Annotated in this window: 34 protein-coding genes and 1 tRNA gene; 25 read left to right on the top strand and 10 right to left on the bottom strand. The window is 62.4% G+C overall.

The genetic code is table 11. From position 1 onward, the window contains the following. The first annotated feature begins 45 nt into the window (after positions 1 to 45). From FHS75_RS11520 to pal, 8 genes are all read left to right on the top strand, one after another. Positions 46 to 369, top strand: coding sequence for a phosphoribosyl-ATP diphosphatase (locus tag FHS75_RS11520; RefSeq protein WP_179407848.1), 324 nt, complete (start codon positions 46 to 48; stop codon positions 367 to 369). An 11-nt stretch (positions 370 to 380) separates the two neighbouring features. Continuing rightward, a complete protein-coding gene (locus FHS75_RS11515) occupies positions 381 to 758 on the top strand; it encodes a histidine triad nucleotide-binding protein (RefSeq protein WP_179407847.1) in 378 nt (125 codons plus the stop codon). A gap of 105 nt (positions 759 to 863) precedes the next feature. Beyond that, positions 864 to 1,325 (top strand): YbgC/FadM family acyl-CoA thioesterase, encoded by a 462-nt coding sequence (locus tag FHS75_RS11510; RefSeq protein ID WP_179407846.1) that lies wholly within the window; start codon positions 864 to 866, stop codon positions 1,323 to 1,325. Beyond that, the gene (gene tolQ, locus FHS75_RS11505; RefSeq protein ID WP_179407845.1) at positions 1,322 to 2,032 is read left to right on the top strand and encodes a protein TolQ; all 711 of its coding nucleotides are present in this window, start codon (positions 1,322 to 1,324) and stop codon (positions 2,030 to 2,032) included. The genes FHS75_RS11510 and tolQ overlap by 4 nt, the downstream gene beginning before the upstream one ends. A 1-nt stretch (position 2,033) precedes the next feature. Then, the gene (locus tag FHS75_RS11500) at positions 2,034 to 2,519 is read left to right on the top strand and encodes an ExbD/TolR family protein (RefSeq protein ID WP_179407844.1); all 486 of its coding nucleotides are present in this window, start codon (positions 2,034 to 2,036) and stop codon (positions 2,517 to 2,519) included. A 9-nt stretch (positions 2,520 to 2,528) separates the two neighbouring features. Beyond that, complete coding sequence (locus FHS75_RS11495) at positions 2,529 to 3,365, top strand: cell envelope integrity TolA family protein (RefSeq protein ID WP_179407843.1); 837 nt, start codon at positions 2,529 to 2,531, stop codon at positions 3,363 to 3,365. A gap of 2 nt (positions 3,366 to 3,367) precedes the next feature. Further along, positions 3,368 to 4,774: a Tol-Pal system beta propeller repeat protein TolB gene (tolB, locus tag FHS75_RS11490; RefSeq protein WP_179407842.1), complete on the top strand. Its 1,407-nt coding sequence runs from the start codon at positions 3,368 to 3,370 to the stop codon at positions 4,772 to 4,774. 91 nt (positions 4,775 to 4,865) lie between these two features. Then, the gene (gene pal / locus FHS75_RS11485) at positions 4,866 to 5,390 is read left to right on the top strand and encodes a peptidoglycan-associated lipoprotein Pal (protein WP_179407841.1); all 525 of its coding nucleotides are present in this window, start codon (positions 4,866 to 4,868) and stop codon (positions 5,388 to 5,390) included. Between the two features lie 24 nt (positions 5,391 to 5,414). Here the strand turns inward: pal and FHS75_RS11480 are convergent, their stop codons facing one another. Further along, the gene (locus FHS75_RS11480) at positions 5,415 to 5,597 is read right to left on the bottom strand and encodes a hypothetical protein (RefSeq protein WP_179407840.1); all 183 of its coding nucleotides are present in this window, start codon (positions 5,595 to 5,597) and stop codon (positions 5,415 to 5,417) included. Between the two features lie 154 nt (positions 5,598 to 5,751). On the opposite strand from FHS75_RS11480, the gene FHS75_RS11475 reads away from it, so the two are divergent. After that, complete coding sequence (locus FHS75_RS11475) at positions 5,752 to 6,291, top strand: J domain-containing protein (RefSeq protein WP_179407839.1); 540 nt, start codon at positions 5,752 to 5,754, stop codon at positions 6,289 to 6,291. A gap of 117 nt (positions 6,292 to 6,408) precedes the next feature. On the opposite strand, the gene FHS75_RS11470 is transcribed toward FHS75_RS11475, so the two are convergent. The 3 genes from FHS75_RS11470 to FHS75_RS11460 form a co-directional block, all read right to left on the bottom strand. Continuing rightward, the gene (locus FHS75_RS11470) at positions 6,409 to 6,663 is read right to left on the bottom strand and encodes a hypothetical protein (protein WP_179407838.1); all 255 of its coding nucleotides are present in this window, start codon (positions 6,661 to 6,663) and stop codon (positions 6,409 to 6,411) included. Positions 6,664 to 6,764: 101 nt separating this feature from the next. Next, on the bottom strand, positions 6,765 to 8,081 hold the full coding sequence (locus FHS75_RS11465; RefSeq protein ID WP_179407837.1) for a cystathionine gamma-synthase family protein: 1,317 nt from the start codon (positions 8,079 to 8,081) through the stop codon (positions 6,765 to 6,767). Between the two features lie 35 nt (positions 8,082 to 8,116). Next, positions 8,117 to 9,526: an SLC13 family permease gene (locus tag FHS75_RS11460; protein WP_179407836.1), complete on the bottom strand. Its 1,410-nt coding sequence runs from the start codon at positions 9,524 to 9,526 to the stop codon at positions 8,117 to 8,119. Positions 9,527 to 9,606: 80 nt separating this feature from the next. Between FHS75_RS11460 and FHS75_RS11455 the strand changes: the two genes are divergently transcribed. Further along, positions 9,607 to 10,011, top strand: a complete 405-nt coding sequence (locus tag FHS75_RS11455) for a VOC family protein (protein ID WP_179407835.1) — start codon at positions 9,607 to 9,609, stop codon at positions 10,009 to 10,011. A gap of 22 nt (positions 10,012 to 10,033) precedes the next feature. Here the strand turns inward: FHS75_RS11455 and infC are convergent, their stop codons facing one another. Both infC and pdeM read right to left on the bottom strand, forming a co-directional pair. Then, on the bottom strand, positions 10,034 to 10,576 hold the full coding sequence (gene infC, locus FHS75_RS11450) for a translation initiation factor IF-3 (RefSeq protein WP_179408115.1): 543 nt from the start codon (positions 10,574 to 10,576) through the stop codon (positions 10,034 to 10,036). Positions 10,577 to 10,717: 141 nt separating this feature from the next. Continuing rightward, the gene (pdeM, locus tag FHS75_RS11445) at positions 10,718 to 11,395 is read right to left on the bottom strand and encodes a ligase-associated DNA damage response endonuclease PdeM (protein ID WP_179407834.1); all 678 of its coding nucleotides are present in this window, start codon (positions 11,393 to 11,395) and stop codon (positions 10,718 to 10,720) included. Positions 11,396 to 11,441: 46 nt separating this feature from the next. On the opposite strand from pdeM, the gene hemF reads away from it, so the two are divergent. From hemF to FHS75_RS11430, 3 genes are read left to right on the top strand one after another with little or no spacing between them, the layout of a single operon-like run. After that, positions 11,442 to 12,302, top strand: coding sequence for an oxygen-dependent coproporphyrinogen oxidase (hemF, locus tag FHS75_RS11440; RefSeq protein ID WP_179407833.1), 861 nt, complete (start codon positions 11,442 to 11,444; stop codon positions 12,300 to 12,302). A 4-nt stretch (positions 12,303 to 12,306) separates the two neighbouring features. Continuing rightward, positions 12,307 to 12,732: a GlcG/HbpS family heme-binding protein gene (locus FHS75_RS11435; RefSeq protein ID WP_179407832.1), complete on the top strand. Its 426-nt coding sequence runs from the start codon at positions 12,307 to 12,309 to the stop codon at positions 12,730 to 12,732. 57 nt (positions 12,733 to 12,789) lie between these two features. Beyond that, on the top strand, positions 12,790 to 14,880 hold the full coding sequence (locus FHS75_RS11430) for a RelA/SpoT family protein (protein ID WP_179407831.1): 2,091 nt from the start codon (positions 12,790 to 12,792) through the stop codon (positions 14,878 to 14,880). A 19-nt stretch (positions 14,881 to 14,899) separates the two neighbouring features. Here FHS75_RS11430 and FHS75_RS11425 read toward each other — a convergent pair whose 3' ends face one another. Beyond that, positions 14,900 to 15,841: a peptidylprolyl isomerase gene (locus FHS75_RS11425; protein ID WP_179407830.1), complete on the bottom strand. Its 942-nt coding sequence runs from the start codon at positions 15,839 to 15,841 to the stop codon at positions 14,900 to 14,902. An 81-nt stretch (positions 15,842 to 15,922) separates the two neighbouring features. On the opposite strand from FHS75_RS11425, the gene FHS75_RS11420 reads away from it, so the two are divergent. Both FHS75_RS11420 and FHS75_RS11415 read left to right on the top strand, forming a co-directional pair. Next, a tRNA-Ser gene (locus FHS75_RS11420) sits at positions 15,923 to 16,013 on the top strand. A 1,080-nt stretch (positions 16,014 to 17,093) separates the two neighbouring features. After that, positions 17,094 to 17,804, top strand: a complete 711-nt coding sequence (locus tag FHS75_RS11415) for an NUDIX hydrolase (protein ID WP_179407829.1) — start codon at positions 17,094 to 17,096, stop codon at positions 17,802 to 17,804. Positions 17,805 to 18,061: 257 nt separating this feature from the next. On the opposite strand, the gene FHS75_RS11410 is transcribed toward FHS75_RS11415, so the two are convergent. Together FHS75_RS11410 and FHS75_RS11405 are read right to left on the bottom strand one after the other, a co-directional pair. Next, positions 18,062 to 18,589 (bottom strand): group I truncated hemoglobin, encoded by a 528-nt coding sequence (locus FHS75_RS11410; protein WP_179407828.1) that lies wholly within the window; start codon positions 18,587 to 18,589, stop codon positions 18,062 to 18,064. Between the two features lie 11 nt (positions 18,590 to 18,600). Then, positions 18,601 to 19,476 (bottom strand): DUF3034 family protein, encoded by an 876-nt coding sequence (locus tag FHS75_RS11405; protein ID WP_179407827.1) that lies wholly within the window; start codon positions 19,474 to 19,476, stop codon positions 18,601 to 18,603. 85 nt (positions 19,477 to 19,561) lie between these two features. Here FHS75_RS11405 and FHS75_RS11400 point away from each other — a divergent pair, with 85 nt between their 5' ends. From FHS75_RS11400 to FHS75_RS11355, 10 genes are all read left to right on the top strand, one after another. After that, a complete protein-coding gene (locus FHS75_RS11400; protein ID WP_179407826.1) occupies positions 19,562 to 20,179 on the top strand; it encodes a cupredoxin domain-containing protein in 618 nt (205 codons plus the stop codon). Further along, positions 20,176 to 22,485 carry a putative bifunctional diguanylate cyclase/phosphodiesterase gene (locus FHS75_RS11395; RefSeq protein ID WP_179407825.1) on the top strand — a complete coding sequence of 770 codons (2,310 nt, stop codon included), beginning with the start codon at positions 20,176 to 20,178 and terminating at the stop codon, positions 22,483 to 22,485. The genes FHS75_RS11400 and FHS75_RS11395 overlap by 4 nt, the downstream gene beginning before the upstream one ends. Positions 22,486 to 22,849: 364 nt before the next feature. Then, positions 22,850 to 23,098 (top strand): cold-shock protein, encoded by a 249-nt coding sequence (locus tag FHS75_RS11390; protein WP_179407824.1) that lies wholly within the window; start codon positions 22,850 to 22,852, stop codon positions 23,096 to 23,098. A 68-nt stretch (positions 23,099 to 23,166) separates the two neighbouring features. Next, the gene (locus FHS75_RS11385) at positions 23,167 to 23,364 is read left to right on the top strand and encodes a hypothetical protein (RefSeq protein ID WP_179407823.1); all 198 of its coding nucleotides are present in this window, start codon (positions 23,167 to 23,169) and stop codon (positions 23,362 to 23,364) included. Next, on the top strand, positions 23,345 to 23,569 hold the full coding sequence (locus FHS75_RS11380) for a hypothetical protein (RefSeq protein WP_179407822.1): 225 nt from the start codon (positions 23,345 to 23,347) through the stop codon (positions 23,567 to 23,569). Before FHS75_RS11385 ends, FHS75_RS11380 begins: the two co-directional genes overlap by 20 nt. A gap of 248 nt (positions 23,570 to 23,817) precedes the next feature. Next, positions 23,818 to 24,084, top strand: coding sequence for a translation initiation factor IF-1 (gene infA / locus FHS75_RS11375; RefSeq protein ID WP_179407821.1), 267 nt, complete (start codon positions 23,818 to 23,820; stop codon positions 24,082 to 24,084). 45 nt (positions 24,085 to 24,129) lie between these two features. After that, entirely contained in the window at positions 24,130 to 24,282 is a 153-nt protein-coding gene (locus tag FHS75_RS11370) for a hypothetical protein (protein WP_179407820.1), read from the top strand. Between the two features lie 57 nt (positions 24,283 to 24,339). Continuing rightward, complete coding sequence (locus FHS75_RS11365) at positions 24,340 to 24,564, top strand: hypothetical protein (protein ID WP_179407819.1); 225 nt, start codon at positions 24,340 to 24,342, stop codon at positions 24,562 to 24,564. Between the two features lie 193 nt (positions 24,565 to 24,757). Beyond that, a complete protein-coding gene (locus tag FHS75_RS11360; protein ID WP_179407818.1) occupies positions 24,758 to 24,967 on the top strand; it encodes a cold-shock protein in 210 nt (69 codons plus the stop codon). A 78-nt stretch (positions 24,968 to 25,045) separates the two neighbouring features. Further along, on the top strand, positions 25,046 to 25,270 hold the full coding sequence (locus FHS75_RS11355) for a hypothetical protein (protein ID WP_179407817.1): 225 nt from the start codon (positions 25,046 to 25,048) through the stop codon (positions 25,268 to 25,270). A gap of 204 nt (positions 25,271 to 25,474) precedes the next feature. Here the strand turns inward: FHS75_RS11355 and FHS75_RS11350 are convergent. Further along, positions 25,475 to 25,926, bottom strand: a 452-nt coding sequence (locus FHS75_RS11350) for a response regulator (RefSeq protein WP_218845235.1), incomplete at its 5' end; no start/stop codon positions are given.

Genomic DNA, 25,926 nt, shown 5'->3' with positions numbered 1-25,926 from the left:
ACGCCCCCGCTTGACCGCGGCGGTGCCTCCGCGCATTGCCGGGGCATGAGTGACACCGGAACCCTCGACCGCCTCGAAGCGATCATCGTGCAGCGGCGCGGTGCCGATCCCGAAGCCAGCTACGTTGCGCGGTTGAACGCGAAGGGCATCGGCAAGATCTCGCAGAAACTGGGCGAGGAAGCGGTGGAGACCGTGATTGCAGCCCTTTCGGAGGATAACGAGGCGCTGGTGGGCGAAGCCGCCGACCTCCTGTTCCACCTGCTGGTCTTGCTTGGCGCGCGCGGCGTTCCCTTCGCCAGCGTGCTCGAGGAGCTCGACCGCCGGGAGGGCATCTCCGGCATCGAAGAAAAGGCTTCGCGCATATCCTGAGGAACTTGTCCATGCCGATCGACCCCAGCCAGCCCTACGATCCCGACAACGTCTTCGCGAAGATCCTGCGCGGGGAACTGCCCTGCAAGAAGGTCTACGAGGACGATTTCGCGCTCGCCTTCCATGACATCAGGCCGCAGGCGCCGATTCACGTCCTCGTCATCCCCAGGGGCGAGTACGTCAGCTGGGACGACTTCACCGCCAGGGCGGGCGATGGCGAGATCGCCGGGTTCATGCGCGCGGTGGGCCACGTCACGCGGCAGCTCGAACTCGACGGGCCGGGATATCGCCTGCTCGTCAACATGGGCGGGGACGGCCACCAGGAAGTCCCGCACCTGCACGTCCACATCTTCGGCGGTCGCCAGTTCTTCCAGATGGTGCCCGACTGAGGCCTGTAGCCGGCGGATTTCCACCGCGAACCGTGCGACGAATTGCATGAGCCGGCTAACAGCGCTTGTGCAGCGAGTCGCCCCGGCGCTAAACAGCCGCGCGCCATGACGATCCTTCCCGAACCGACCAGCGGCATCCTGCAGGACCGTGTCCATCGCTATGCGGTGCGCGTTTACTTTGAGGACACCGACGCGGGCGGGATCGTCTATCACGCCAACTACCTGCGCTGGTTCGAGCGGGCGCGAACAGACCTGCTGCGCCTTCTCGGCATCGACCAGGCCGAAGCGCTCGCCAGCGGCGAGGGCAACTACGCCATCGCCGAGGTCGAAATGCGATATCGCGCGCCCGCCCGGCTGGGCGAGACGGTGTTGATCGAGACCCGGCCGGAAGAGATTCGCGCCGCCAGCTGCCGCCTTTCGCAAGTGGCGCTGCGCGGAGAAACATTGCTGTGCGAAGCGCGTTTGCGTGTGGGATTCGTCAGTCCGGACGGAAAGCCGCGCCGCCAGCCCGATGAATGGCGAAAGGCTTTCGCAACTGCCTTTCCCGAGAACGAAGGATGCCAATGACCAATTCGCTTTCGCAGATTGCCTCCGGGCTTGGCGGCAGTCCCGAGCGGCTCGATCCGCTGGAACTGTTCCTGCAGGCCGACATCGTCGTGCAGATAGTGATGGTCGGCCTGATCCTCGCGTCTGTGTGGGTCTGGGCGATCATCATCTCGTTCTCGATGCGGGTGGGGCGCCTCAGCCGTCGCAGCGAACGGTACGAAAGCGCGTTCTGGAAGGCGCGCGACATCGAGTCCTTCCAGTCCGAACACGGCAAGCCGGCGATTCCGCCGTCCAATGTGGTCAATGCCGGACTTGCCGAATGGGACCGGTCCATCGCCGGCAAGTCGGTCGATCGCGAAGGCGCCCGCCAGCGCCTGCAGCTTGCAATGGACTCCGCCGTCGCGCTCGAGGCCGAGAAGCTTTCGGACCGCCTGAACTTCCTCGCCACCGTGGGATCGGTCGCACCGTTTGTCGGGCTTTTCGGGACGGTATGGGGCATCATGAACAGCTTCTTCCAGATCGGACAGCAGCAGAATTCCTCGCTCGCGGTCGTCGCGCCCGGCATTTCCGAGGCGCTGTTCGCGACCGCGCTCGGCCTTTTCGCGGCGATCCCGGCGGTTATCGCCTACAATCGCTTTTCCCACCGCGTGAACGGGTTCGAGGCGCGACTGCAAAGGTTTGCCGACCGCTTCCTTGCGACGCTCAGCCGCCAGCTGGAGGCCAAGTAGCATGGCGATGGGCCTTGCCGGCGGACGCGGAGGTACGCGGCGCAAGGGACGCGGCGGGCGGGCGCCGATGGCAGAAATCAACGTCACCCCGTTTGTCGACGTCATGCTGGTGCTGCTCATCATCTTCATGGTGACCGCCCCGCTGCTGACCGCCGGGGTGCCGGTGGAACTGCCCGAAAGCCGGGCCAAGGCGCTCGCCGAGGAAGCGCGGCAGATCACCATTTCGATGAGCCGGGACGGCGCCGTCTACCTCGACGACGAACAGCTTGCACCCGGCGAACTGCCCGAGCGGCTGGCCGACATACCGACCGGCGGCGACGGGCGTCCGCCGCTGGTCACGCTGCGGGCCGATACGGCGCTCGACTACGGTCGCGTGATGGGCGTGATGGGCGAACTCAACCGGGCGGGCTTCAACTCGATCTCGCTGGTGACGAGCGCGTCGGCCGGCGTGCCCGGCGTCAGCGACGGTTCAGGCGCGTCCGAATAGCCCGGCACGATGGCAGCGATTTCCCTCAACGGAGACGAACGCGTCGGCCTCGCCGTCGCGGTCGTGCTGCACGCGGCCGTCCTGGGCGTCCTGCTGCTGCGCCCGCCTGCCGTCGAGACGATTCCGAAGCCCGAGCGGATACAGGTGACGCTGAGCGACAATGTCGGCCTCACTTCGACCTCGCCGACGCCTTATGCCGATCCCGCGCCGGACATCGCGCCCGAACTGGGCGAGCGCCTTGCCGATTCGGTGCCGCTGCCTGCGATCGTCGATGCCTTGCCGCTGCCGATCCCCGAAACCGTGACCCGGCCCGCGCCCGCACCCCGGCCCGAACCACGCCCTGCGCCGCGAACCACATCGCGGCCCACACCGAGGCAGACGGCGGCACCTGCGCCGCGCCAGACCAGCGCGCCCGCTCCCCGGCGTACGTCCGCTCCAGCCGAGAAGTCGGGAGGCAGCCGCGTCGGCAGCAATTTCCTCGATGGCGCATCGGGGTCCGAAGGTTCTTCGCGCAACGGTCCCGCTGCCACGATCGGGCCGCGCGTGCAGTCCTCGCTCGCCAGTGCGATCACGCGCCAGCTCAAGCCGCACTGGACGGCGCCGCAGGGTGCCGAGGCGGAGCTTCTTGTCACGGTCGTGCGTTTCAGCCTCAACCGCGACGGCAGTCTTTCCGGCTCGCCGAGCGTGGTGCGGCAGAGCGGGGTGACGCCCGCGAACGAAGCGCAGAAGGAACGCCACGCAGAGCAGGCGATCCGGGCAGTGCGGCTGGCCGCTCCGTTCAACCTGCCCGAGGAATATTACGAGGGCTGGAAGACAGTCACGTCACAGTTCGACAGAAGGTTGTAGAAATGAAGTCCGCCCTGAAACTGCTCGCTCTTGCCACCACCATGTTCGTGGCGCTGCCCGCGTCCGCACAGGAGGTACAGGAAGCGCCGACGATCGCTGCCGAGCCGGTGGCCACCGAAACCGCACCCGCCGCCGAGGAAGGCGGTCTTACGGTTACGGTCTCCGACGAGAGCGAGTGGCAGGATCTCGGCATAGCGATCACCAGTTTCGCGACGGACCGCGACGTGCCGACGCAGACCAACGCGGGATCGACCGCGGCGCTGGGCCGTGCGATCTCGGAAGTCATCGCGAACGACCTGCGCAACAACGGGCTGTTCAAGCCCGCCGGTCCGCAGGGACTTCCGCAGCCGCAATTCAGCGAAGTCCAGGCGCCGGACTATCCCGTCTGGCAGCTGCGCAGCGCCGACATGCTGGTGCAGGGCTACGTTCGCCAGCAGTCGGGCGGCAACCTCGTTGTCGGCTGCTATCTCTACGACGTTGCGCTGCGCATGGAACTCGCCAAGGCGGGCTGGGTCGTATCTGCGGGCGACTGGCGGCGAGCCGGGCACAAGTGCGCCGACCTCGTCTACTCGCGGCTTTCGGGCGAAAGCCCCTTCTTCGACAGCCGCATCGCCTACATCGCCGAGACAGGCCCGAAAGACCGCCGGTTGAAGCGCCTGGCGGTGATGGATTCGGATGGCGCAAACCACCGCTACCTGACCAGCGGACAGGCGACGGCGCTGACGCCGCGCTATTCGCCCGACTATTCGAAGATCCTCTATCTGTCCTATCTCAACGGGCAGCCGAGCATCTACGTCTACGACCTGCAGACCGATACGCAGCGGCTCGTGACACGCAGCGACAACCCGACCATCGCCCCGCGCTGGTCGCCCGACGGGCGCTGGATCCTCTATTCGATGGCGATCGCCGGCAACACCGACATCTACCGCATTTCGGCCAGCGGCGGTGAACCGCAGCGGCTGACCGACAGCCCGGGCATCGACGTCGGCGGCAGCTTTTCTCCCGACGGGCAGCGCATCGTGTTCGAAAGCGACCGTTCGGGCACCCAGCAGGTCTACCTCATGGACGCGGACGGATCGAACCAGCGCCGGATCAGCTTTTTCGGCGGACGGGCCGCGACGCCCGAGTGGAGTCCGCGCGGAGACCAGATCGCCTTCACGCATATCGCGGGCGACCTGCGCGTGGCGGTCATGAACCCCAATGGCCGCAACATGCGCCACCTGACCGACAGCTGGCAGGACGAAGCGCCGACATGGTCCCCCAACGGCCGAATCATCCAGTTCTTCAGGACCGAACGCAACTCGGGCAAGACCTCGATCTGGCAGGTCGACCTCACCGGGCGGAACGAGCGGCAGTTGCCGACGCCGGTGGGCGCGTCGGACCCCGCGTGGGGGCCGATCCGCGAGTGAGCAGGGCGCGCGCAACGAATCCGTTTCTGAAACGATTGACTCTGTGCACGATCGCACGGAACGTGAATTTCGAAGGACGAGGAGATTGCCAATGCCTGCCAACCTGAAGATCGGAACCGGCCTTATCCTTGCCGGCTCGCTTGCCCTGTCTGCCTGCGCCACCAATGCGCCCGAGGAGTTGCCGCCGCAGCCGTCCGGCACCGGCACGTCGACCTCGTCGCAGCCGTCCAGTTCGGAGCTCGGACTCCAGCAGGGCAGCCAGGCCGACTTCGTGAACTTCACGCAGGGCGCGGACACGATCTATTTCGATACTGACCGCTACAACATCGACAGCGAGGACGCTGCCTCGCTCCAGAAGCAGGCGCAATGGCTCAACCGCTATCCGAACACGCGCGTCACGGTCGAGGGGCATGCGGACGAGCGCGGAACGCGTGAATACAACCTCGCTCTCGGCGAGCGTCGCGCCAATGCCGCGAAGAATTATCTCGTGAGCCTCGGCATCTCTCCGTCGCGCGTCAACACGATCAGCTACGGCAAGGAACGTCCGGTGGCGCTCGGCTCCGACGAACAGGCCTGGGCGCAGAACCGCCGCGCGGTGACCGTCACCGTCAACTGATCTGCCGGCGCTGCTCGTCGCGCTTCAGCGAATGACGGGCAGCGCCAGGTTCAGGGACAGGTCGGGCAAGCCATGCGTCGCGGCTTGCGGCGACGCATGGTCGAAGCCGTGTCCGGCAGCGGCGGCCTCGCTTCCGCTGCCCGACAGCACGAACAGCGACATCGCCAGAATCGATGCGGTCGCGGCTATGGCCAGACGATCGCTCATGATATGCTGATCCTTTCTGCGGCCGCTCGATGCGGCAGGTTCCGTTGGTTCCTTCCCTGCAGCCGTGGTCAAGCCAAGCTAGGAGCATTCGAGAAGGTGCGGACGAGCATCGACGAACGACAATCGGCAACCGCGCCGTTCTCCCGGAGGACAGGTGAGTAGGCCCCGGCGCTCGCTCGACTGGGGCTTCCCGCGTTGGCGTGGCTACGAAGGCGGGCGCGAGGCCGCCCAAGTGCGCCTGTGCGACCGGCACGGGTGCTCCGAGCCGGGAGACTGCCCTGCGCCGAAATCTCCCAACAGCCCTGAGCGCTGGTATTTCTGCCAGCAGCATGCTGCCGAATACAATCGCGGCTGGGATTATTTCGCGGGCCTCGATACCGAGGAAGCCGCCGAGCGCGAGCAGGCCGAACAGGCCGAATCGAAAGGCTACAGCGAAGCGGCGCACTACGGATGGGCCGGTTCGGGCGACGGTTCGCGTACGAGGGACGAGATGCGCGCACTCGATGTACTGGGCCTCGACGCCGATGCCGATTTCGAAGCGGTCAGGAAGGCATGGCGCGCGAAGGCCAAGGAGGTGCACCCGGATGTGAAACCGGGCGACGAGGAAGCTGCCAAGGCTTTCCAGGCCTATCAGCTGGCATACGAGGTGCTGCGGCAGGCCGAGGAACGCCGGGAATGGCACGGCCACGGCTAAGCGACACGGGGCGCCAAAAAAGCCGACCCGAAAGCGAAGGGCCCCGACCGGTCAGGTCGAGGCCCTTTTTCGAAGCGCGGCGGGTGCAAGGGGCAGCCCGCCGATGCCTCCGAAAGATCACATGGCTTCGTCGTCGGCCATTTCTTCCGCGTTGTCGGCAGCTTCGCCCATCGCATCGGCGGTATCGTCGAGCGCTTCTTCCGAAGCCTCCATGCCCATCTCGTCGGCGAGATCGGCCTGCTCTTCGATCACGTCCTCGGACGCTTCCATCTGCTGTTCGGCGAGTTCGCCTTCGGCGTCTTCTACACCGCCACCGCAAGCAGCGAGCGGAGCAAGGGCAACGGCGGCAAAAACGGCAAGAGATTTCTTCATCTTATTTCCCCCTTTGAGGCACTGGAAACTCGGGCGATATGCTTCCCCGCCCGGCAACGTATGTCAAGCTTAGTCGTGCAAAGCGGCGTCTGGCGCGACTTTCAGATCGAGGCGAGAGCCTGGTCGAAATCGGCGATCAGATCATCGGCATCCTCGATTCCGATGGAGATTCGCACGAGATTTTGGGTGATTCCGAGTGCTGCCTTGCGCTCTTCGGGTACCGACAGGTGCGTCATCGAGGCCGGATGGCTGGCGAGCGTTTCCGTGCCGCCGAGGCTGACCGCAAGCTTTGCGATCTTCAGCGAATCGAGAAAGCGGAAGCTCTCCGCCTCCCCGCCCTTGACGAAAAGCGAGAAAGTGCTGCCGGCGCCGAGGCAGTGGCGTTCGAAGATGTCCTTCTGCGCCGGGTCCGAAATGAAGCCGAGGTAGCCGAGGCCATCGACCTTCGGATGGGCGCGCAGGAATTCGCAAACCCTGGCCGCATTCTCCCCCGCCCGCGCCATGCGCAGTTCGACGGTCTCGAGGCTTCGCAGCAGCATCCAGGCGGTGTTCGGGTCGCATATGGTGCCCATCGTGTTGCGCAATGCCCGCACCGGGTCCATCCAGCGCTTCTCGCCCGAAAGGCCGCCCGCGACGAGGTCCGAGTGCCCGCCGATGTACTTGGTCAGCGAGTAGACGACGATATCCGCTCCGTGATCGAGCGGATGCTGCCACAGCGGGCCGAGGAAGGTGTTGTCGATGGCGATGGGCGGGGCGTCGTCCGCCTCGCCATAGGACTTCTTACGGGCCTTGCCGACCGCCTCGATGTCGACCAGCGCGTTGGTAGGGTTGGCCGGACTTTCGAGGTAGATCATCGCCAGCTTGCCGCCCTGGCTTTCGGCCAGTTCCTTGCCCCTGGCCACGGCGGCTTCGAGCTCGTTCGCGCTCGCGTTCGCCGGGAAATCGACGTAGGTCACGCCGTACTTCGACAAGATCTTCGCGATGAAGCCCTCCGTGGCGGCGTAGAGCGGTCCGGAATGAACGACCACGTCGCCCGAGTTGCAGAATGCCAGCAGCAGCGTCGCGATTGCCGACATGCCGCTGGAGAAGACCAAGGCGTCCTCGGCCTCGTCCCAGATGGCGAGCCTGTCTTCGAGAATCTCCTGGTTGGGACCGTTGAAGCGCGAATAAACGAGGCCTTCGACATCCCCTGCGCGCTTGCCGGTCAGGCCCTCGAAGTGGCGCTTGCCCGCAGCGGCGCTCTCGAACGCGAACGTCGAGGTCAGGAAGATCGGCGGCTTGAGCGCGCCTTCGGACAGGACAGGATCGAAGCCGTAGCCCATCATCAGCGTGGAGGGCTTCAACTCGCGCCCGCCGAGAGTAGTGACTTCGGGCTTCGGTTTGCGGCGAGGGGTGGGGGTGTCGATCGGATCGGACATCGGCGATTTCTCTCCGGTTCAATGGATGCGCGCCGTCAGAGCAGCGCTCGTACCGTCCAAACGACTGCGACCAGCAAAAAGATGCCTGCGATATCGAGGATGATCCCGGCCTTCACCATACGTGGCAGGGCGATGTGACCGGTCGACCAGGCGATGGCATTGGGGCCGGTGCCCGCGGGCAGCATGAAACCCCAGCTGGCGGCGAGCGCCGCGGGCATCGCCAGCAGCAGCGGATCGACCCCGAGCGCGACCGTCAGGCTGGCGACGACCGGCACGATACCGCTGGCCGTCGCGACGTTGCTGGCAAATTCCGTGACCAGCACGACCATCGCGACGATAGCGACGGCGACGAGGGGAAGCGGTACCGACCGCAGCGGCAAAAGCGACTGCCCAAGCCAGTCGGCGAGGCCCGATGCTCCCATTCCGGCGGCAAGGGCAAGGCCTCCGCCGAACATGGTGATGACGCCCCACGGAGCGCGGTCGCCCTCTTCCCAGACCAGAAGCGGTCGCCCGGTACCGTCGGGGAGCACGAAAAGCAGCACCCCTGCCGCGATGGCGATCGTCCCGTCGGTAAGCGATCCCTCCGGCAACCACGGGGCAATGAGGGGGCGCAACATCCACAAAGCGAACGTCGCGGCCACGAGGGGAACGAGGCGTCGTTCCGGCAACGTCCAGCGGGTCTGCACGCGCACTGCCTCGCGGGCGGCGGACAGGTCGAACGAGCGGCTCTTGAGGCCCTGGACCCTGGCGATGATGAATGCTGCAAGCGGTACGCCGAGGATCGCGACAGGCAGGCCGTAGGCGGTCCATTCGGCGAAGCTGATCCGCACGCCGATGAGCCGGTCGAACAGCGCGACGGCAATGGCGTTCGTCGGCGAACCGACGATGGTCGCGAGCCCCCCGATGGTCGCTCCGAAGGCGATTCCCATCGGCAAGGCGCCGGCCAGTCCCTCGCGATCCTCGGTATCGATCCCGCCGCCAGCGAGTACCGCGAGCGCCATCGGCATCATGATCAGCGAGGACGACGTATTCGATATCGCCATCGAAAGTACCGCCGCCGTCAGCATGAAGGCGAGCAGCACGCGGCCGGAGCCGCCCCCCTTGCCGAGATGGTCCAGGATCGCGAGCGCTAGCCGTCGGTGCAGCCCGGTCCGCTCGATCGCGAGCGCAATGAACGCACCGCCGAGGATCAGGAACAGCGTGGGCGAATAGTACGAAGCGGCCGTCTCGGTCGCGGTCATCACTCCGGCGAACGGCAGCACAAGGAACGGCATCAGGGCGGTGACGGTCAGCGGCAGCGCCTCGGTCATCCACCAGGCGGCCATCAGCGCGACGAGCCCGGCCACCGGCCATGCAGGTGCGGGCATGCCGGCGGGCGCCGGCAGCACCAGCGTCAGCGCGAACAGCACGATTCCGGCGATGAAGCCGATGCGCCTTGCGCTCATGACGATTGCATCCCCCGCTTTGCTCCTCGCGGCGCGGAGTCTAGGCTTGCCGCGCGGCGGGGCAAGTAGCGGAGTCGATCATGGCCGAAGGAAACGGCGAAGGCAGGGTTCTCGGCATCGGCGGCATTTTCCTGCGCACCGACGATCCCGGGGGCATGGCCGCGTGGTACCGCGACAACCTCGGCATCGTGGTGACCGCGGCGGGCCAGCCCGATCCGGAAGGCAATTGGACATGGCGGCAGGACGCGGGCGACACGGTCTTCTCTATGTTCGAGCGCAAGACCGATTATTTCCCGGCCGACCGGCAGGTCATGCTGAACCTCAGGGTGTCCGGCCTCGACGCACTCGTCGCCCGCCTCTCGGCAGCCGGCATCGGAGCCGAGCGCAGGGACGAGTGGGATCACCCGGACATCGGGCGCTTCGCCCGAATCCACGATCCGGAAGGCAACCCGATAGAACTCTGGGAGCCGCCGACGCTCGAATGAACGCAGGCCGGCGACGGAAAGCCTACTTCGGAGCGAGCACCATCAGCATCTGGCGACCTTCCATGCGGGGGAAGGATTCGACCTTGGCGATCTCGGCCACGTCTTCTCGCACGCGCGTCAGCAGGTTCATGCCGAGCTCCTGGTGCGACATCTCGCGACCGCGAAAGCGCAGGGTGACCTTCACCTTGTCGCCGTTCTCGATGAACTTGTTCACGTTGCGCATCTTCACGTCGTAATCGTGCGTGTCGATGTTGGGACGCATCTTGACCTCCTTGATGTCCTGGGTCTTCTGCGTCTTGCGCTGCTGGTTCGCCTTCTTCTGCGCCTCGTAGCGGAACTTGCCGACATCGAGGAACTTGCAGACCGGCGGATCGGCGTTCGGCGAGACTTCCACGAGATCGAGGCCGGCATCCGCCGCGCGTTCGATTGCTTCGCGCGTGTACATGACGCCGAGGTTCTCACCGTCGTCGTCGATGACGCGCACCTTGTCGACGTTGATGAAATTGTTGTAGCGGGGCCCGCTCTTCACGGGTGGCGTGAGCGAGCGCCGGGGTGGGGGTGCTATATGCGTTCTCCTGTATCGTTCATCCAAATATTCGGGCGCGCGCGTCCATAAGCCGATTCGCGCGCGCTGTAAAAGCGGGAAAACCCGCCATGCCGCAAACGTTCGTAACGCCGTTGCGGTTTCACATTGCAGGATAGGCGATCAGGCCGCCGCGCGCCAGAGGGGATACTCCAGCACGCGCCGGCTCGACGGGACCAGCGCATCGATCGCGCGGGCCGGCTGCATTGCCGAAAGGATAGCCGGGTCCGATGCGTCCATTCCGCCGGTCAGCGCGCCGAAAGCGGGCAGGATCATCCGGCTTTCCGAGCGGACCGCACAGGCGCGCGCGATCCGCCGTCCGCGCGCGGACACCACCAGTTTCGGGTGGTAATGGCCCGAAATTTCCGGCCTGTCCCCGTCCTTCTCCGCCCGGTGCCGCAGCACCACAGGCCCGACTTCTGCTTCCTCGCAGACCGTACCGCCGCAGGCACCGGCGGCGTCGGCATCGTGGTTGCCGGTGATCCAGACCCAGTCGACGGCCCGCGTCAGCGCTGCGAGCATTCCGGCAGCGTGAGGCTCCAGCCTTTCCGTCCCTTCGCGATCGTGGAAGTTGTCGCCGAGTGCGAAAACGCGTCGCGCGCCGGTGCGCCGGATGGCCAGCGCCAGCCTTTCGAGAGTCTCGCGGCTGTCATAGGGTGGCAGGAGCTGTCCCGATCGGGCAAAGAAGCTCGCTTTCTCGAGATGCAGGTCGGCGACCAGCAGCGCGTTCTCGCGCGGCCAGTAGAGCGCACGGTGCTCGGCGAGCGCCATTTCCTCGTTTGCGAACGAAAGGGGAACCATGTGCGTCCCTTGCCGAAGCCCCGGCGATTTGGCAAGCCGATACGCGATGACAAACTGGACGCCCCACACAGCCCGCGCGCGCGAATGGTTCGAACACCTGCGCGACCTTATCTGCGCCGAATTCGAGGCTATCGAGCGGGAGGCCGGGAGCGAGGCCGAGTTCCGGTACACTCCCTGGCTGCGCGAAGGGCAGGATGGCGAGGCCGACACCGGCGGCGGAACGCAGGGCCTGATGAAGGGCAAGGTCTTCGAAAAGGTCGGCGTCAACGTATCGACCGTGCACGGCGCGTTCTCGAAGGAATTCGCCGGCTCGATCAACGGCGCCTCGCCGGAACAGCCGGAGTTTTCGGCAACCGGCATCAGCCTTGTCGCCCACATGGCCAATCCGCACGTGCCCGCCGTGCACATGAACACGCGTTTTCTGACGACGACAAAAGCCTGGTTCGGCGGCGGCGCCGACCTGAACCCGCCGCTGCCGTACGAGGAGGACACGCAGGATTTCCACGCCCGCCTGCGCGCGGCCTGCTCTGCCCATAACCCGACCTATTACGAGCGCTTTTCCAAGTGGGCCGACGAGTACTTCTTCATTCCGCACCGGGGTGTGCATCGCGGCGTCGGCGGCATATTCTACGATCACCTCGAATGCGCGGACGACGCCGGTTTCGATCGCAACCTGGCGTTCACGCAGGACGTCGGGCGCGCGTTCCTCGACATCTTTCCCGAACTGGTTCGACGCCGGATGAAAAGCGATTTCAACGACGCGGACAAGGCGCGGCAATTGGAATGGCGGGGGCGCTATGCCGAATTCAATCTCGTCTACGACCGGGGCACGCTTTTCGGCCTCAAGACGGGCGGCAACGTCGATGCCATCCTGATGAGCCTGCCGCCCGAAGCGACCTGGAACTGAAAGAATGAGCATGCTTACACTCGAACAGGCTAACAAGCTGATCGGCGAGACGATCGATAAGGCAGTCAGTCTCAGCCTAAAGCCCATTACCGTCGTCGTGCACGATCCGGGCGGGCACATGATCGCCTGCCAGCGGCAGGACGGTGCTTCCAGCCTGCGGCAAAAGCTTGCCAGCGGGAAGGCCTGCGGCGCACTGGCGCTGGGCGTTTCGAGCCGCAAGATCGGGGAAATGGCGGTCGACCGGCCTCATTTCGTCGCTTCGCTCCATGCGCTGGCCGACGGCGGCATCGTCCCTGCCGCGGGCGGCGTGATCGTGACCGACGCCGATGGCCGCGTACTCGGCGCTATCGGCGTTACCGGCGACACCTCCGACAACGATGAGGCCTGTGCGCTTGCCGCGATAGAGGCCTGCGGACTTCGTGCCGGGTGACGGCAGGGGCCTTATTGCCCTTGCCCGCATCCGAATAATCCGCACATCTAGCGGGTAATGCTCCGCCAGTACGAACTCGTCGAACGCGTCAAAGCGTATAATCCGGACGCCGACGAGGCGATCCTGAACCGTGCCTACGTCTACACCGTCCAGAAGCACGGCAGCCAGAAGCGCGCGAGCGGCGACCCGTACTTCAGCCATCCCATCGAAGTCGCCGGCCTGATGACCGAGCTCAAGCTCGACCAGGAAACCATCGTCACCGCGCTGCTGCACGATACCGTCGAGGACACGCTCGCGACGATAGGCGAGATCGAGGATTCGTTCGGCAGCGATGTCGCGCGGCTCGTCGACGGCGTCACAAAGCTTTCCAAGATCGAGACGCTGACCGAGAACGAGAGGGCGGCGGAAAACCTGCGCAAGTTCCTCCTGGCGATGAGCGAGGACCTGCGCGTTCTACTCGTCAAACTGGCCGACAGGCTGCACAACATGCGCACGCTGCACTACATTTCCAGCGAGGAAAAGCGCCGCCGCATCGCGCGCGAGACCATGGATATCTACGCGCCGCTCGCCGAGCGCGTGGGCATGTACGAGTACATGCGCGAGATGCAGCTTCTCGCGTTCGAACAGCTTGAGCCCGAGGCCTATGCGACGATAACCGGCCGGCTGGCCCAGATCCGCGGACGCGAGGACGGACAGGTCGATGCAATCGCGCTCGCCATGAAACATGCGCTCGCCGAAGCGGGCCTTTCGGTCGAGGTCTGGGGGCGCGAGAAGCATCCCTACTCGATCTGGAAAAAGATGGCCGAACGCCACGTGTCGTTCGAGCAGGTGACCGACATCATGGCCTTCCGCGTGCTGACCGACGACGTGGAGGATTGCTACGCCGCACTCGGCACGCTCCACCGGACCTGGCAATTCATCCCGGGTCGCTTCAAGGACTACATCTCCACTCCGAAGAACAATGGCTACCGCTCGCTCCATACCGCGCTGATCTATGAAAATTCGATGCGTGTAGAAGTGCAGATCCGCACGCGCGAGATGCACCGCACCAACGAGTTCGGGCTTGCCGCTCACTGGGCCTACAAGCAGGGCGGAAGGCCCGACGGGCAGGTCGGCTGGCTGCGCGACCTGATCGAGATCGTCGATGCCAGCCACGATGCCGAGGAACTGCTGGAGCACACCAAGCTGGCGATCTATCAGGACCGCATCTTCGCCTTCACACCGAAGGGGGCGCTTTTTCAGCTACCCAAGGGAGCGACGGCCGTGGACTTTGCGTATGCCGTCCACACCGACCTCGGCAACGCGATTGTCGGCGGCAAGATAAACGGCCGCCACATGCCGCTGCGCACGCCGCTTTCGAACGGCGATGTCGTCGAGATCATCAAGGGAAATCTTTCGGAACCCCAATTGTCCTGGCTGGGGTTCGTCGTGACCGGCAAGGCGCGCGCCGCCATCCGGCGTGCGGTCCGCGCGCGCGAGCGGCAGGAAGTCGCCGAGATCGGATCGAAACTGTTCGACGAGATTGCCGCCCGCCTGCCGACCCGCATCGGCAAGAAGGCGATCCAGGCTGCGATCAAGCGACTAGGTTACAAGGACGCCGAGGAAATGATGTTCAATATCGGCTCGGCCAAGCTTTCGGACAGGGAAGTCATGGAAGCGCTCGTTCCCGGCAGCACCTCCGAACTGCCCGACGACATCGAGTGGCCCAAGCAGGACCGGGCGATCTCGATCAAGGGCATGGCGTCGGGCATGGCTTATCATCTTGCCGACTGCTGCCACCCGGTGCCGGGCGACAGGATCGTCGGCCTGCGCTCATCGGGCCGCAAGGTCGAGGTCCACGCGATCGATTGCATGACCCTGGCAAGCGGCATCGACGCCGACTGGCTAGACCTTTCTTGGGGGGAGCGTTCGGCAGGCGCAGTCGGCAGGCTGCGGATCATCCTCTACAACCGGCCCGGCACCCTTGCCGAAGTGACGTCGATCTTCGCCGACAACCGGGCGAACGTGGTCAACCTCGAGATGATGCAGCGCGACGATCCGTTCGGAACATACCAGATCGATCTCGAGGTTACCGACGTCGCTCACCTCACTCGCATCGTCACCGCCCTGCGCGCGAGCGAGGCTGTCGCCGAGGCCGAACGCGCCTGACCTGCGGTCGAAGGCCCGCTCAGGGGAGGCGGCGTGCCGGAACCGGAACGTTGCAGATGTCGGCTCCGCCGGCGGGCACGATGAAGAACGGATCCCGCCTGTTCGCACGGGCATCGGCATAGCGGGCGAACGCCTCGCTGTCGGTGGCAAGGTATTCGAAGCCCGGTCGCTGCTCCTCCGTCAGGTCGCTGGCCAGCCTGACCGAGGCGATGGCCGTGCGCTCCTCCGCGCTTTCGTAGAAGCCCAGTGGTCCGGTACCGCGCGGCAAAGAGGACAGGTGCTCGATTCCCTCGACCACGCGACCGACCACCGCGATGTTGCGGTCCAGATGGCGCGGGGCATGGCCGATCACGGTGTAAAGTTCCGCCCCCGAACCGGCATCGGGTGACATGCCCCTGCCGACGCCGACCATGCCGTAACAATGGACCGGCCATGCCCGCTCGCCGTCTGACGCTACCGGCCATCCCCTGAAATGCGTCGTCACGCTTGCGTAGGGGTCGGTCCGGTTGGCCGCCCGGGACGCTAGCGCGCTCGCAAGTGAATCCCCGACTTTGCTCGCGTAACCGGATTCGTCCGTACCGGAAAGACCATCCGGCAGGGGGGCGGCCTCTTCGCCTTCGGCTGCCGGAGGAATGCCCCATTGCACGACGTAGTTGTCCTGCACCCGGACGACCGCCGCGTCGTCCCAGGAGCCTGCGCGCGCCAGCGTCCGGATATTCGTCACCCAGTCCTGCGCGAACGGCCCGGAGATAAGCTGTATCACGACCTGCCGTTCCTCCCCGCCCTCCGCAGGCTCCAGGCGCATCACCAGGAGGTCCTCCGCCGCTATCGGACGCCAGTCGCCGGCAGGCGCCTGCGCGACGATCTCGTTCGGAGAGGGCGGGGTATCCTGCGCGAGGACGGCAGGGGCACAGGCCGCGATCGCGGCCATGCCGGCGAGGGAGATGGGAAAGCGTCTCATGCCCGGTCAATGCCAGCACCTGTCGCCTTGCGAAAGGCCCGATCTGCGGCTAGGGGGCTTGCCTTGCCCGCCCGGGCATGCGGAGCGGTGGCCGAGTGGTCGAAGGCGCACGCCTGGAAAGTGTGTATACGGCAACCCCGTATCGAGGGTTCGAATCCCTCCCGCTCCGCCATTGACCATCTGCGCCTTCTAAATCTCTCTGGATCGGGCGCCTATCGGCACGGTTCTTTGCCAAATATCTCGATGATCGATCTCGCGAGATACCGGCAGGGATAGCATGCGGCGGTGAAATGCGCTGCGTCTGTCCCCAGATAGCGCACTTTTGGTTCAGTTTCGTCCCTTTCCTAATAGCGGCCTGAGCATTGCGCATTGGCAATCGCATCAGGAAACCACGCCAGGTGGTTGTCTGAAGCGTATGGACGCACTTGCATCGCTCGCACTGTATTGACGCACCCGCCGGCGCGTTTCCGATCCTGGAAAGGCGATGTCCGAGCAAGGCCGCCTCATTCTAAAATCTCCGTCGAGCAGGCTGGCGCTGTAATGGCCTGGCTTATGGCATGGACAAATGTGCCATCAGAATCGCCGGAATTTTTCGACCTCCTGTCAGCTTTTGGGAGCGCTGATTGACCGGTGCGCCCCGGAATTCTGCGAAAGTTTCGAGTTTGAGACTGTCAGCATTTTTCGAGGTGTCAGTATCGGAGACCTGACAAAGCTGACAATTGCTCATGGTAAAGAGCGTTCCGACCAGGCCGAAAAACGCCGCAGTTCTGCGGATGCCCTAATATACCGGACAATCATGTTGCTGACGGGCATACTGACATCCCGCGCTCTGGTGTCAGTAAAATGCTGACGCACCTCCTCAGACGCCGCGGATTTCCGGGATTTTTCCGGAGGTCGGGACAAGACGCCATGCTGACGCCTCGGGGCTCATTGGCGCCACGCGCGCTGTTCTGGCCAGACTGAAGCCGGCGATACTTGCGTCATCACGCAGCTGGAATGAGATGCTGGCCAATGCAACTTTGTCACGTCACGCCTAACCACCCTTAGGCGAAAGCGTTCGCTCCCGTCGGATAAAGTGAACTGGTCCCGGACTGTTCCAGCAGCCTGCCCGCCAGGCAAATCTCCTGCGTTTCCTTTGGACCTGCTCGGATGCTCCGGGGGATAACCGTCTGCCGGCATTGGCTTTTGACCCTCGTCCCGGCAAGCGCGTTGTCCAGTATCTGATCATGGATTCTGAACTTCGAGGAGATAGATGAGTTCGGACTTCGATCTTGACGAGTATCAGCGTGTCGATGGCATTACGCTACGCGCCGAGCTCGCCATCTGCGCCATCGCGAATGGCAGCCTGGTCGTCCTCATGATGGAGCGCGAAGCGGAGCCCTTCAAAGGCTGGCTTGCCTTGCCGGGAGGCTATTTGCGCGGTGACAGGGATCTCGACGCTACGGCACATGTTATTCTGGCCCAGCTCGGAATGTACCCTTGCGAGCCGCGCCTGGTCGGCGTGTGCAGCAAACCGGGGCGGGACCCGAAGGCTCGCGGAGTCAGTGCCACTTATGCAGCGATAGTCGAGCTCGATGATCTGGAAGTTCGCCTCGAGCAGGACAAAAGGTTCCGGATCGTGACAGCAATTCAGGCGAATGATGACATTTGCGACCTGTCCCTTGAGGGACACCCGGTTGCGGCAGGTTACGACCATGCGGCGATGATCGCGAAGGCCATCGCCTACCTCCGACAAATGCTCGAGAACTCGCTCATTGCGTTCGAGTTTCTTCCACCGGCGTTCACGCTGCTCGAACTCCAGCAGGTGCACGAGGTGATCCTCGGCGAAGCTGTCGACAAGGTTCGGTTTCGCAAGCGCATGCTTGCACGCATTTTCCCCGATGGCTCCCGGCTGCGCGCGACCGGCCGCGAGAAGCTGACCGGCGGGCGCCCAGCCAAATTGTTCGAGCTGCAGAGAAATTGAAGCAATAGGCGAGGGCAAAACGGTTCATCTCCGCCAGCCACGAACTGAAGGTATCGCGGGATTTGCAGATGGCTTTTTTAGCCCCTCACCCTCCCGACAGCAGGGTTGCATTCGCCCGGCAGCGTTCTGGGTTCATTTGGTAAAACCATCTTTTGGCAGAACCTGGGCCGGCTTCTGCCTGTACGGTTTCGAACCTTTTGTCGGCGACCTCAAAGTGGCCATCGTCGAAAAGCTTCGCTGAATTTGTCCACGCCGCCTTAACGCTCAATCAAGTCGTAAGACATAGGTGCGAGCTTCGAGAGTAATCGGTTCTGGGCGGCAAAGGCGATGCCTTGTTCGCGCATGACGAACTGCAAATTTTCGACGAGCGCGTTCAGGTCGGCCTTGCGCAGGCCCATGTCCGTGTGCGCGGTCTTCATGTCGCGGCCGGTGTAGTCGCAGCCGGCGTTCAGGATGTAGCAGAACTGTTCGAACAGGGTGCGTTTCAGTCGTACCATGTCGTGCGACACGAAGATCTCGGAAATGCGCGGATCTTCCTTGCTTACTTCGACGAGGCGATCCGCAATACGGCGAATGCCTTCCTGCTCCCCGAACTCTCGCGCAAGACTGTCGGAGGAGAAAGGTTTTGCCCCGGCGTTGTCATTGCTTTGAGTGTAGGGATCGACGGGAAATTCCCCGGTTTCCGGGTCTCGCACGCGCTCTTCGACGCCGAACTCCTTGTCCCAGTCGACATTCTCCTCCGGGACTTGCTGCATTAGCAGCGCTGCAATTATGGAAACGACCATCGTGTCGTCCTTCAGAATGCGATCTGCGCGGAAAGGAATGTACCGCGCTGGTTCTCGAATGTCGCGATGGAACCAAGGTCGACATAGGCACCTGTGACGGTGACGTTGTCCGTTACGGCATAGGCGGCGAACAGGTCGAACCAGTCTTCCTCGCCCAGCCCCAGGTTATCCGGTTTGGTCCTGTATTCGGCGCCAAGGACAAAGCGGCGCGATAGCTGGTAAGCAAGCGATCCTTCGAATTCCACCGATTTGCCCTTGCCGGACGCATTGCCGAACCCGAGCAGACCATTCTGGTTGGCATTTGTCAGCCGCACGGTTGCGCTTGCAAGAACGCTGTGAGACAGGAATAGCTTCGTGGCGCTGAGCGTGTAGTCGGTACCCTCGTCGCTGCCCGCTCCCACTAATGCAGCGATAGGCCCGTCGAGATTGCGCTTGTGCTGCACTCCTACGCTTACCTGCGGCACCAGCGGGTCGCCGTAGACGAGGTCGCCGAACAGGCGCACCTTTGCGCTGTAAACATCTTGGTTGAGCTTATAGCCTTTGCCGATACGCAGCGCGGCGCCGACATCGCGTGTGTCGAAATTCTGTCGTGCGTAGGAAAGCTCGACGCGATTGGCGATGCCGACCGATACGCCGTGGCTTTGCCAACCGTAGTCGGACAATTCGACGATTGTCGCATGGCCAGAGATGCCAACACCGTTTTCAAGCTCGCGCCCCGCGATCGTTGCCCAGCTGGCAAGTCCGCCCCCGCTTGCACCTTCGATTGTCGACACGCCGTTGGTAAGGACGAGCTTATCGCCTTCGAACCAGGCGAAGTCTTCCGCTTGCGCAGCCGCACTAAAGGTCAGAGCGCCCAATGTGGCTGCTGTCTTCCAAATTACGGTCATGCAGCCGCTGCTAACCTGCCTTGGTAAATGACCACTTAAGCAAGGCGCGAGGGATTATTAATATCAGGGCGCTAACTCCATCCCGATGGCGAAACTCCTAACCTTGCTGATCACAAGCGGGCTGGCTTGCGCGGCGGGTTTTGCTGCAAATGCCGCGCCCTCGTCGTCGATCACCGTGCAACTGGTCGACCAACGCGGATTGCCGGTGCGCGATGCAGTCGTCGAATTGAAGCCTGCTGGCGGGACATCGGGTCGCATTTCATTCCCGTGGCGAAAGGCGATGGCGCAGAAGGATCGCGAATTCGTCCCCGGTACGCTCATCGTGGCGCGCGGCAGCACTGTAGCGTTCCCGAACCTCGATAACGTCCGGCACTCGATCTACAGCTTTTCCAAGGCAGCTAAATTCAGCATTGATCTCTACGGTCGGGACCAAACCCGCACACAGGGCTTTCTAATTGCCGGAACCGTGGCACTCGGCTGCAACATCCATGATGAGATGCGCGGCTATATCCGTGTCACCGATACGCCGTTCGCGGGCAAGACCGATCACAATGGTTTTGTGACACTCACCTCGGTCCCGGCAGGAGGCGCGACTGTGGGCGTATGGCATCCCCGGCTGCGCAGTCCCGGCAATGAAACTTCCAGTGACGTAACCATTTCGAGTGGAAGCCAATCGCGCAGGTACAAGCTGCGAATGCGATGACCCGCGCTTTCAGGACTTTCGATAAATTGCGGTTCGGCTCGCTAAAGCTGCGCATAGCTTCGCTTTATGCCGGGCTGTTTGCGCTAGTGCTTGCCGTCGTGGTGCTCGTGGCAGGAAACGCCCTCAGCCGATTCGGCGAAGCAAGCGCGACACGCGATCTGGAATCGAATGCGCGGGTGTTCGACGAAATCTTGGAGCTGCGCGCGCGCCAGTTACGCCGCTCATCCGAAGTCCTTTCCCGCGATTTTGGTTTTCGCGAAGCTGTGGCGACTAACGACGCAATCACTATCGACAGTGCGCTTGAAAGCCTGAAGTCCCGGTCGGACGCGAATGCCGCTTTCGTCATCGGTGTGGACGGAAAGCTGCTTGCCTCGGGCGACGCCCGGATCGGGAATCCGGATGCATTGTGGTATCCGCTCGATGAAGGGCAGCAACGCGGAATCATTGCCGTCGGTGGAGAACTGGCGCTTGCCGCAGCTTCCCCGGTCGAGGTGCCTGACACGATCGGCTGGCTGGTCCTTGCACAACCGCTCGACAAGGCAGAATTGGACCGACTGGCAAAACTCGCGGCGGTCGACGTCGAAGCCCGGGTCATGCTCCCGGCAGCCATGCCGGACTGGATGCTCTCCGCTCCGAATGATTCAGTATTCCAGCGTGCTGAGGGGCAGTCGACTTTATTCCATGTTTCGCCTCTCCCTGCGCTCCAGGATGACCTAAAGCCAAGACTGGTGCTGCAGCACTCGCTCGATGCATCACTCGCGCAGTACACGCGATTGCAAATCTGGCTTGTTGCGCTGGCCATCGCCGCGGTCCTGTTCGTGATCGCCCTTAGCTGGCGCGTGGCGCGCACAGTTACTGGCCCGTTGCAGAAACTGGACGAGGCGACACGCGCCATCAGCGAAGGGCGCGTTTTCGAACTGAAGGCGGAGACAGACGACGAGATCGGGCGGCTTGCAGACAGCTTCAACAAGATGTCCTCGGCGATCGAGGATCGTGAACGCAAGATCATCCATGTCGGACTGCACGATGGCTTGACCGGGCTCCCCAATCGCAAGCTTTTCGTGGAACAGCTCGACCAGGCTGTCCGCCGGCTCGATGATTCCGGGCGCTTGATGGTCGTTTACGCCGATCTCGACGACTTCAAGGTGGTCAACGACACGCTTGGCCATCCTGCAGGCGACAGGCTCCTGTGTGATGTTGCAGCGCATCTTCGCGAAAACCTGCCCGACGCGCTTGTCGCGCGACTGGGCGGCGATGAGTTCGCGCTGCTGATCGACAATCTCGGCAGTGACCGCAGTTTGGCGGCAATTGCCTCCGAGATTCTCGTTTGCTTCCAGCGGTCCCTCATGATCGACGGGCAGCTTGCGGAGTCCTCTGCCAGCCTTGGTATCGCTGTCGCTCCGGGTGACGGTCGGGACGGCACGGTCCTAATGAAGAACGCCGATCTGGCGCTCTACCGGGCGAAAAGCGAGGGCAAGGCCGCATATCACTTTTTCGAGCCTTCGCTCGACGAGGAAGCGCGCAAGCGGCGACAAATGGAACTCGACATGCGCATGGCCCTGCGCGACGGCGGGTTTGAGCTCTACTACCAGCCGCTATACGGCGCGGTTGAGGAAGAGCTTAAGGGCTTCGAAGCACTCATACGGTGGTTCCACCCTGAGCTTGGCTTCATCAGTCCGGCTGAATTCATTCCACTGGCCGAAGAAACGGGCCTGATAATTCCGATTGGCGAATGGGTGCTGCGAGAAGCCTGCCAGCAGGCTGCGACCTGGCCGGGCGAACTGTCCGTTGCGGTCAACATTTCGCCAAAACAGTTTGCCTCACCGGGACTGTCCCAGACAATCATGCAGGCGCTTGCGCATGGCGAACTCTCGCCCAAGCGGCTCGAACTTGAAATTACCGAGAGCATCTTCATTGCAAATGTCGAAAAGACACTCTCGACTTTGCACAGCCTGCGCGCGCTTGGCGTGAGGATTGCACTGGATGATTTCGGAACTGGCTATTCCTCGCTGAGCTATCTTCGATCCTTTCCTTTCGACAAGGTGAAAATCGACCGCAGTTTCGTCCAGGCCATATCAAAAGAAGTGAACGCGCATGCTGTCATCCGTGCGATAACAACTCTCGCCGAAGCACTTGGTATGGAAACTCTGGCAGAGGGCGTCGAGCAAGAGGATCAACTCGAAGTCTTACGGCGAGAAGGATGTCGTTACATCCAAGGATACCTTTTTGGAAAGCCGACCCCGGCCGCCGATCTAGGAAATATATTTGGCGACGTTAATGACAAATCGAAGCGCTTGTCGGCATGATACGCCAGGGTAGCCATTGACGGTACCGTGTGTTTTTTCAATCGCTCGCGGCGTTAAAATCGGACTATCTGGATTGGATCCGAGCGCCATCGATTGGTCAGAAATGGGCCGATTTCGGTCCGACTGATTTTGGAGAATAGACCTACAGAAGCTGCAGACTATCAATTTTGGATCGTATTATCGAGCGAATGTCCTTCACACCTTGTTTCGCGATGCAAGCTCCCCATCTCTTTAGCAGCTACCAGTCGCGATCGACGGTCTTGAAGGCTGAAAGTTTTGGCCCTCCCTTCTTTCTTTTTCGCCTCTTAGCGCGCGCAAAAGCGATCGCTGATGATGGCCTGCGCGAAATTGAAGGAAGTTTCTTATGACACATTTCGGCAAGATCAAGAGCTACGACAGTGGCAAGGGAGCCGGCACGATCAGTCCTGAAAAGGGCGGCAACGTGCTCCCGTTCGGCAAGGCGGATTTGCAACAGGAATCCCAGGTGCCGAAGATCGGCGATCGCTATGGCTACGAGACTAATCAGGTCGACGGCCAGGACCTGCGCGCGGTGAATCTCCAGCAGCAGCAGGGTGATCCGCAGCAGGAGCAGGCTCGCGCCCAGCAGGGTTAGCACCTGAGAAGGTCGGCGTCGATGAACGCCGGCCTTCTCGCCTCAAGCGCCAGAGGAGCCGCCCAGCAATGACTCTCGAACAGTTGATCCGCAATCACGAGCTGGCGAAAACAAATGCCGCGCGGTCAAACTCGGCGGAAGAGCGCCAAACCCATTTCGATCTCGTCGCCTATTACGCGAAACGGATCAGAGCGGCGCAGAGCAGAACCGGCAGGCATGTGACCGAGTGGTCTCAAGATGATCGTCATGAAGGAAGCGACCGATAACATGAACGCTAAAGATGCTGGGCCCGTCTCGAAGGAAACACCCGCAACCCGTCAATGGGAAAGCGAAGGCGGTTCGTTGAGTTCCCGTGAGGAAAAACTGCCTGAGGGCATCCAAGCCGTTACCGTGACCCACTACCGGGTTGGGAAATACAGCTACACCAACCTTGAAGATGCGATGGCCGAGCATCGGAGGCAGTTGGGTTGATGGACATGGCAACGCAGGAAGCGCCTTTCACGGAAACCCCCATTAAACAATTACTGTCCATCATTGCGTGAGGGCTTGTAATTTTTTTACAGCATGCTATATTGAAATTGCCCAGCGTCGTTTGCGGCGGATTTTGATTGCTGCACTTAGCGCTTAAGCGTGAGATCGGCGCCAATCCATTTCATACAACCTGGCTCCGCAGCGGAATCCGTCCGCGCGGATGATTTTTCGTACGCTAGGAAGATGGATTGGCGAAGGAAGAGCTCATTACGATGGAGGGTGAGATCAACGAGATCCTGCCCGATGGCCGCTTCGGCGTCACCCTCGATAATGAGCATCGTCTGATCTGCTACACTGCAGGCAAGATGCGCCGCTACCGCATCCGATCGGTCGTTGGAGACCGCGTACATGTCGAACTGACGCCTTACGATCTGACCAAAGGCCGGATCGTCTTTCGCGAACGAACACCCGGGCAAGGCCCCGGCGGTGTTCGCAAGCGCGGATACAGGCGCTGACACTTTTATGAAAGCGGCAGGATGGACCTGCCGGATACAAGACAAATGAACGACAGCACTGCACGCGCCACGTCGCGTGCCATACTTTCGCCGCGCTATGGCGCATCGCACTCGCTGGCGAGAAAGGGTTATCCGCCCATTGTCGCAATAATCCCGACCCTCGAATTGCGACGCCTCGTCGCGACCATGGTCGACTGACACGCAATTCAACCAGCGGCCATGCATCAGCATTCCCGCCCACGCAGGAGAACTGACATGGACTTGAACCTTGAATATGCCGCACACCAGCGCGCACTTATGGGCGCCGATGCGGCTGCCAACGACGATGACCGGCTCGCGAAGCTCGCAAAAGCCTCCCGAATAGCGGGACGAATAAGCGATTTTCAGCACGGCCTAGGCGCTGCGGCGGCCTGCGCATGGAGCAATGCGCACCTCATGGCTCCTTCGGGATCAATGAAAGGATTGGATAAGGCCATCTAATTGCATGGAAACTTGCGATACAAACCCTGCTCTCGTTGAATTTCGAGGGGTATCAACGACAGGCGCGGGAATCAGATCATTCCATTTCTCGTGCCTTCAAGGGGGCGACCCCCTTTCAATTGACGACTTGACGCATGACCCCTGCTCGCAATCCCGGCGAGCCGGACTCCAACATTTCTTGGAAGGAGGCGAAATGACGATCGGTGCCGTAAAATTTTTCAATAGCTACAAGGGCTATGGCTTCATCCAGCCCGATGACGGCTCTGCCGACAGCTTCGTCCACATCTCCGCAGTCCAGGCGGTGGGCATGACCACGCTCGAAAAGGATCAGGGGCTCCACTACAAACTCGAGACCGGGCGCAACGGCAAGGCCAGCGCCGTCAACCTGAGCAACGCCAGTTGATCCTATGACGATGGCGCGCGCCGTGAAGGAATTCGTCCCCCACGCCGCGTGCTATCAATTTTTCAAGGGAAGGTCTGAATGCAGCAAGGTTACAAATACTATTCTGCCCGCGCGGCTGAAGCGAAGGCGGAGGCAGCGGAATCAACGTTGAAAAACGTTCGTTTGCGAGCATTGCGCTCCGAGGCGATGTTTTCGAAACTAGCTGACCACGCCAGGAAGGTCGAAGCTGTTCGCGAAAAGGCCCGGTTGAAGAAGGCGGACGACGCTCAGGCGAACTCGCTGCAGGGACGGGGCTTCTTTTGATGCGAGGTGACTTGCGTAGGTTTTAATGGTTACGGTGCTCATAATCCGCCCGCTACGCGTTCGATCGACATGTCCAACGGATGAAGGGTTCGGCCTCTTAAAGGCTATCTCAGCAACGACTTCTCACGCCCAAGATTCTGCCTCAGCATTGACTCCGCGGCTGACCAAACCACCCTTAATTTTAAGCGTTCCGCGCACGGTGTCTTATGCAATTAGCTCTTGAATAATCGCGAAAATGGCCTTCATCTCATAAGGCTTCGAGAAGAAGTGAGCTCCTGCAGGAAGAGTATCTACACTGATAACGGCCTGTCCCGAGGTCACGATAATGCCGACCGATGGCCATTTTTCACGCACCTCATGGGCAAGAACGATCCCGTTGACGTTGCCGGGCATGTCCACATCCGTGAAGACTATATCGATCTGTCTGTCGCCCTCCATTTGATGAAGCGCTTCCCGACCTGTCCCTGCTTCGAGCGTCTGAAAACCCTCAGTTTGCAATTGGTCGACGACATCCATTCGAATGAGAAGTTCGTCTTCGACGACAAGAACCGTCGTGGGGAAGTAACCGTGGCGTGCAGGCCGCCTTGTCGAGGTAGGCGGCGCCAGCCACTGAGTGGTGATGGCTGAGGATACGCAAGAGCAGGGAGCGAGTAGTC

The organism is Novosphingobium marinum (assembly GCF_013408095.1).
Lineage (GTDB): Bacteria > Pseudomonadota > Alphaproteobacteria > Sphingomonadales > Sphingomonadaceae > Novosphingobium > Novosphingobium marinum.
This window is presented reverse-complemented; position numbering and strand designations above follow the sequence as displayed.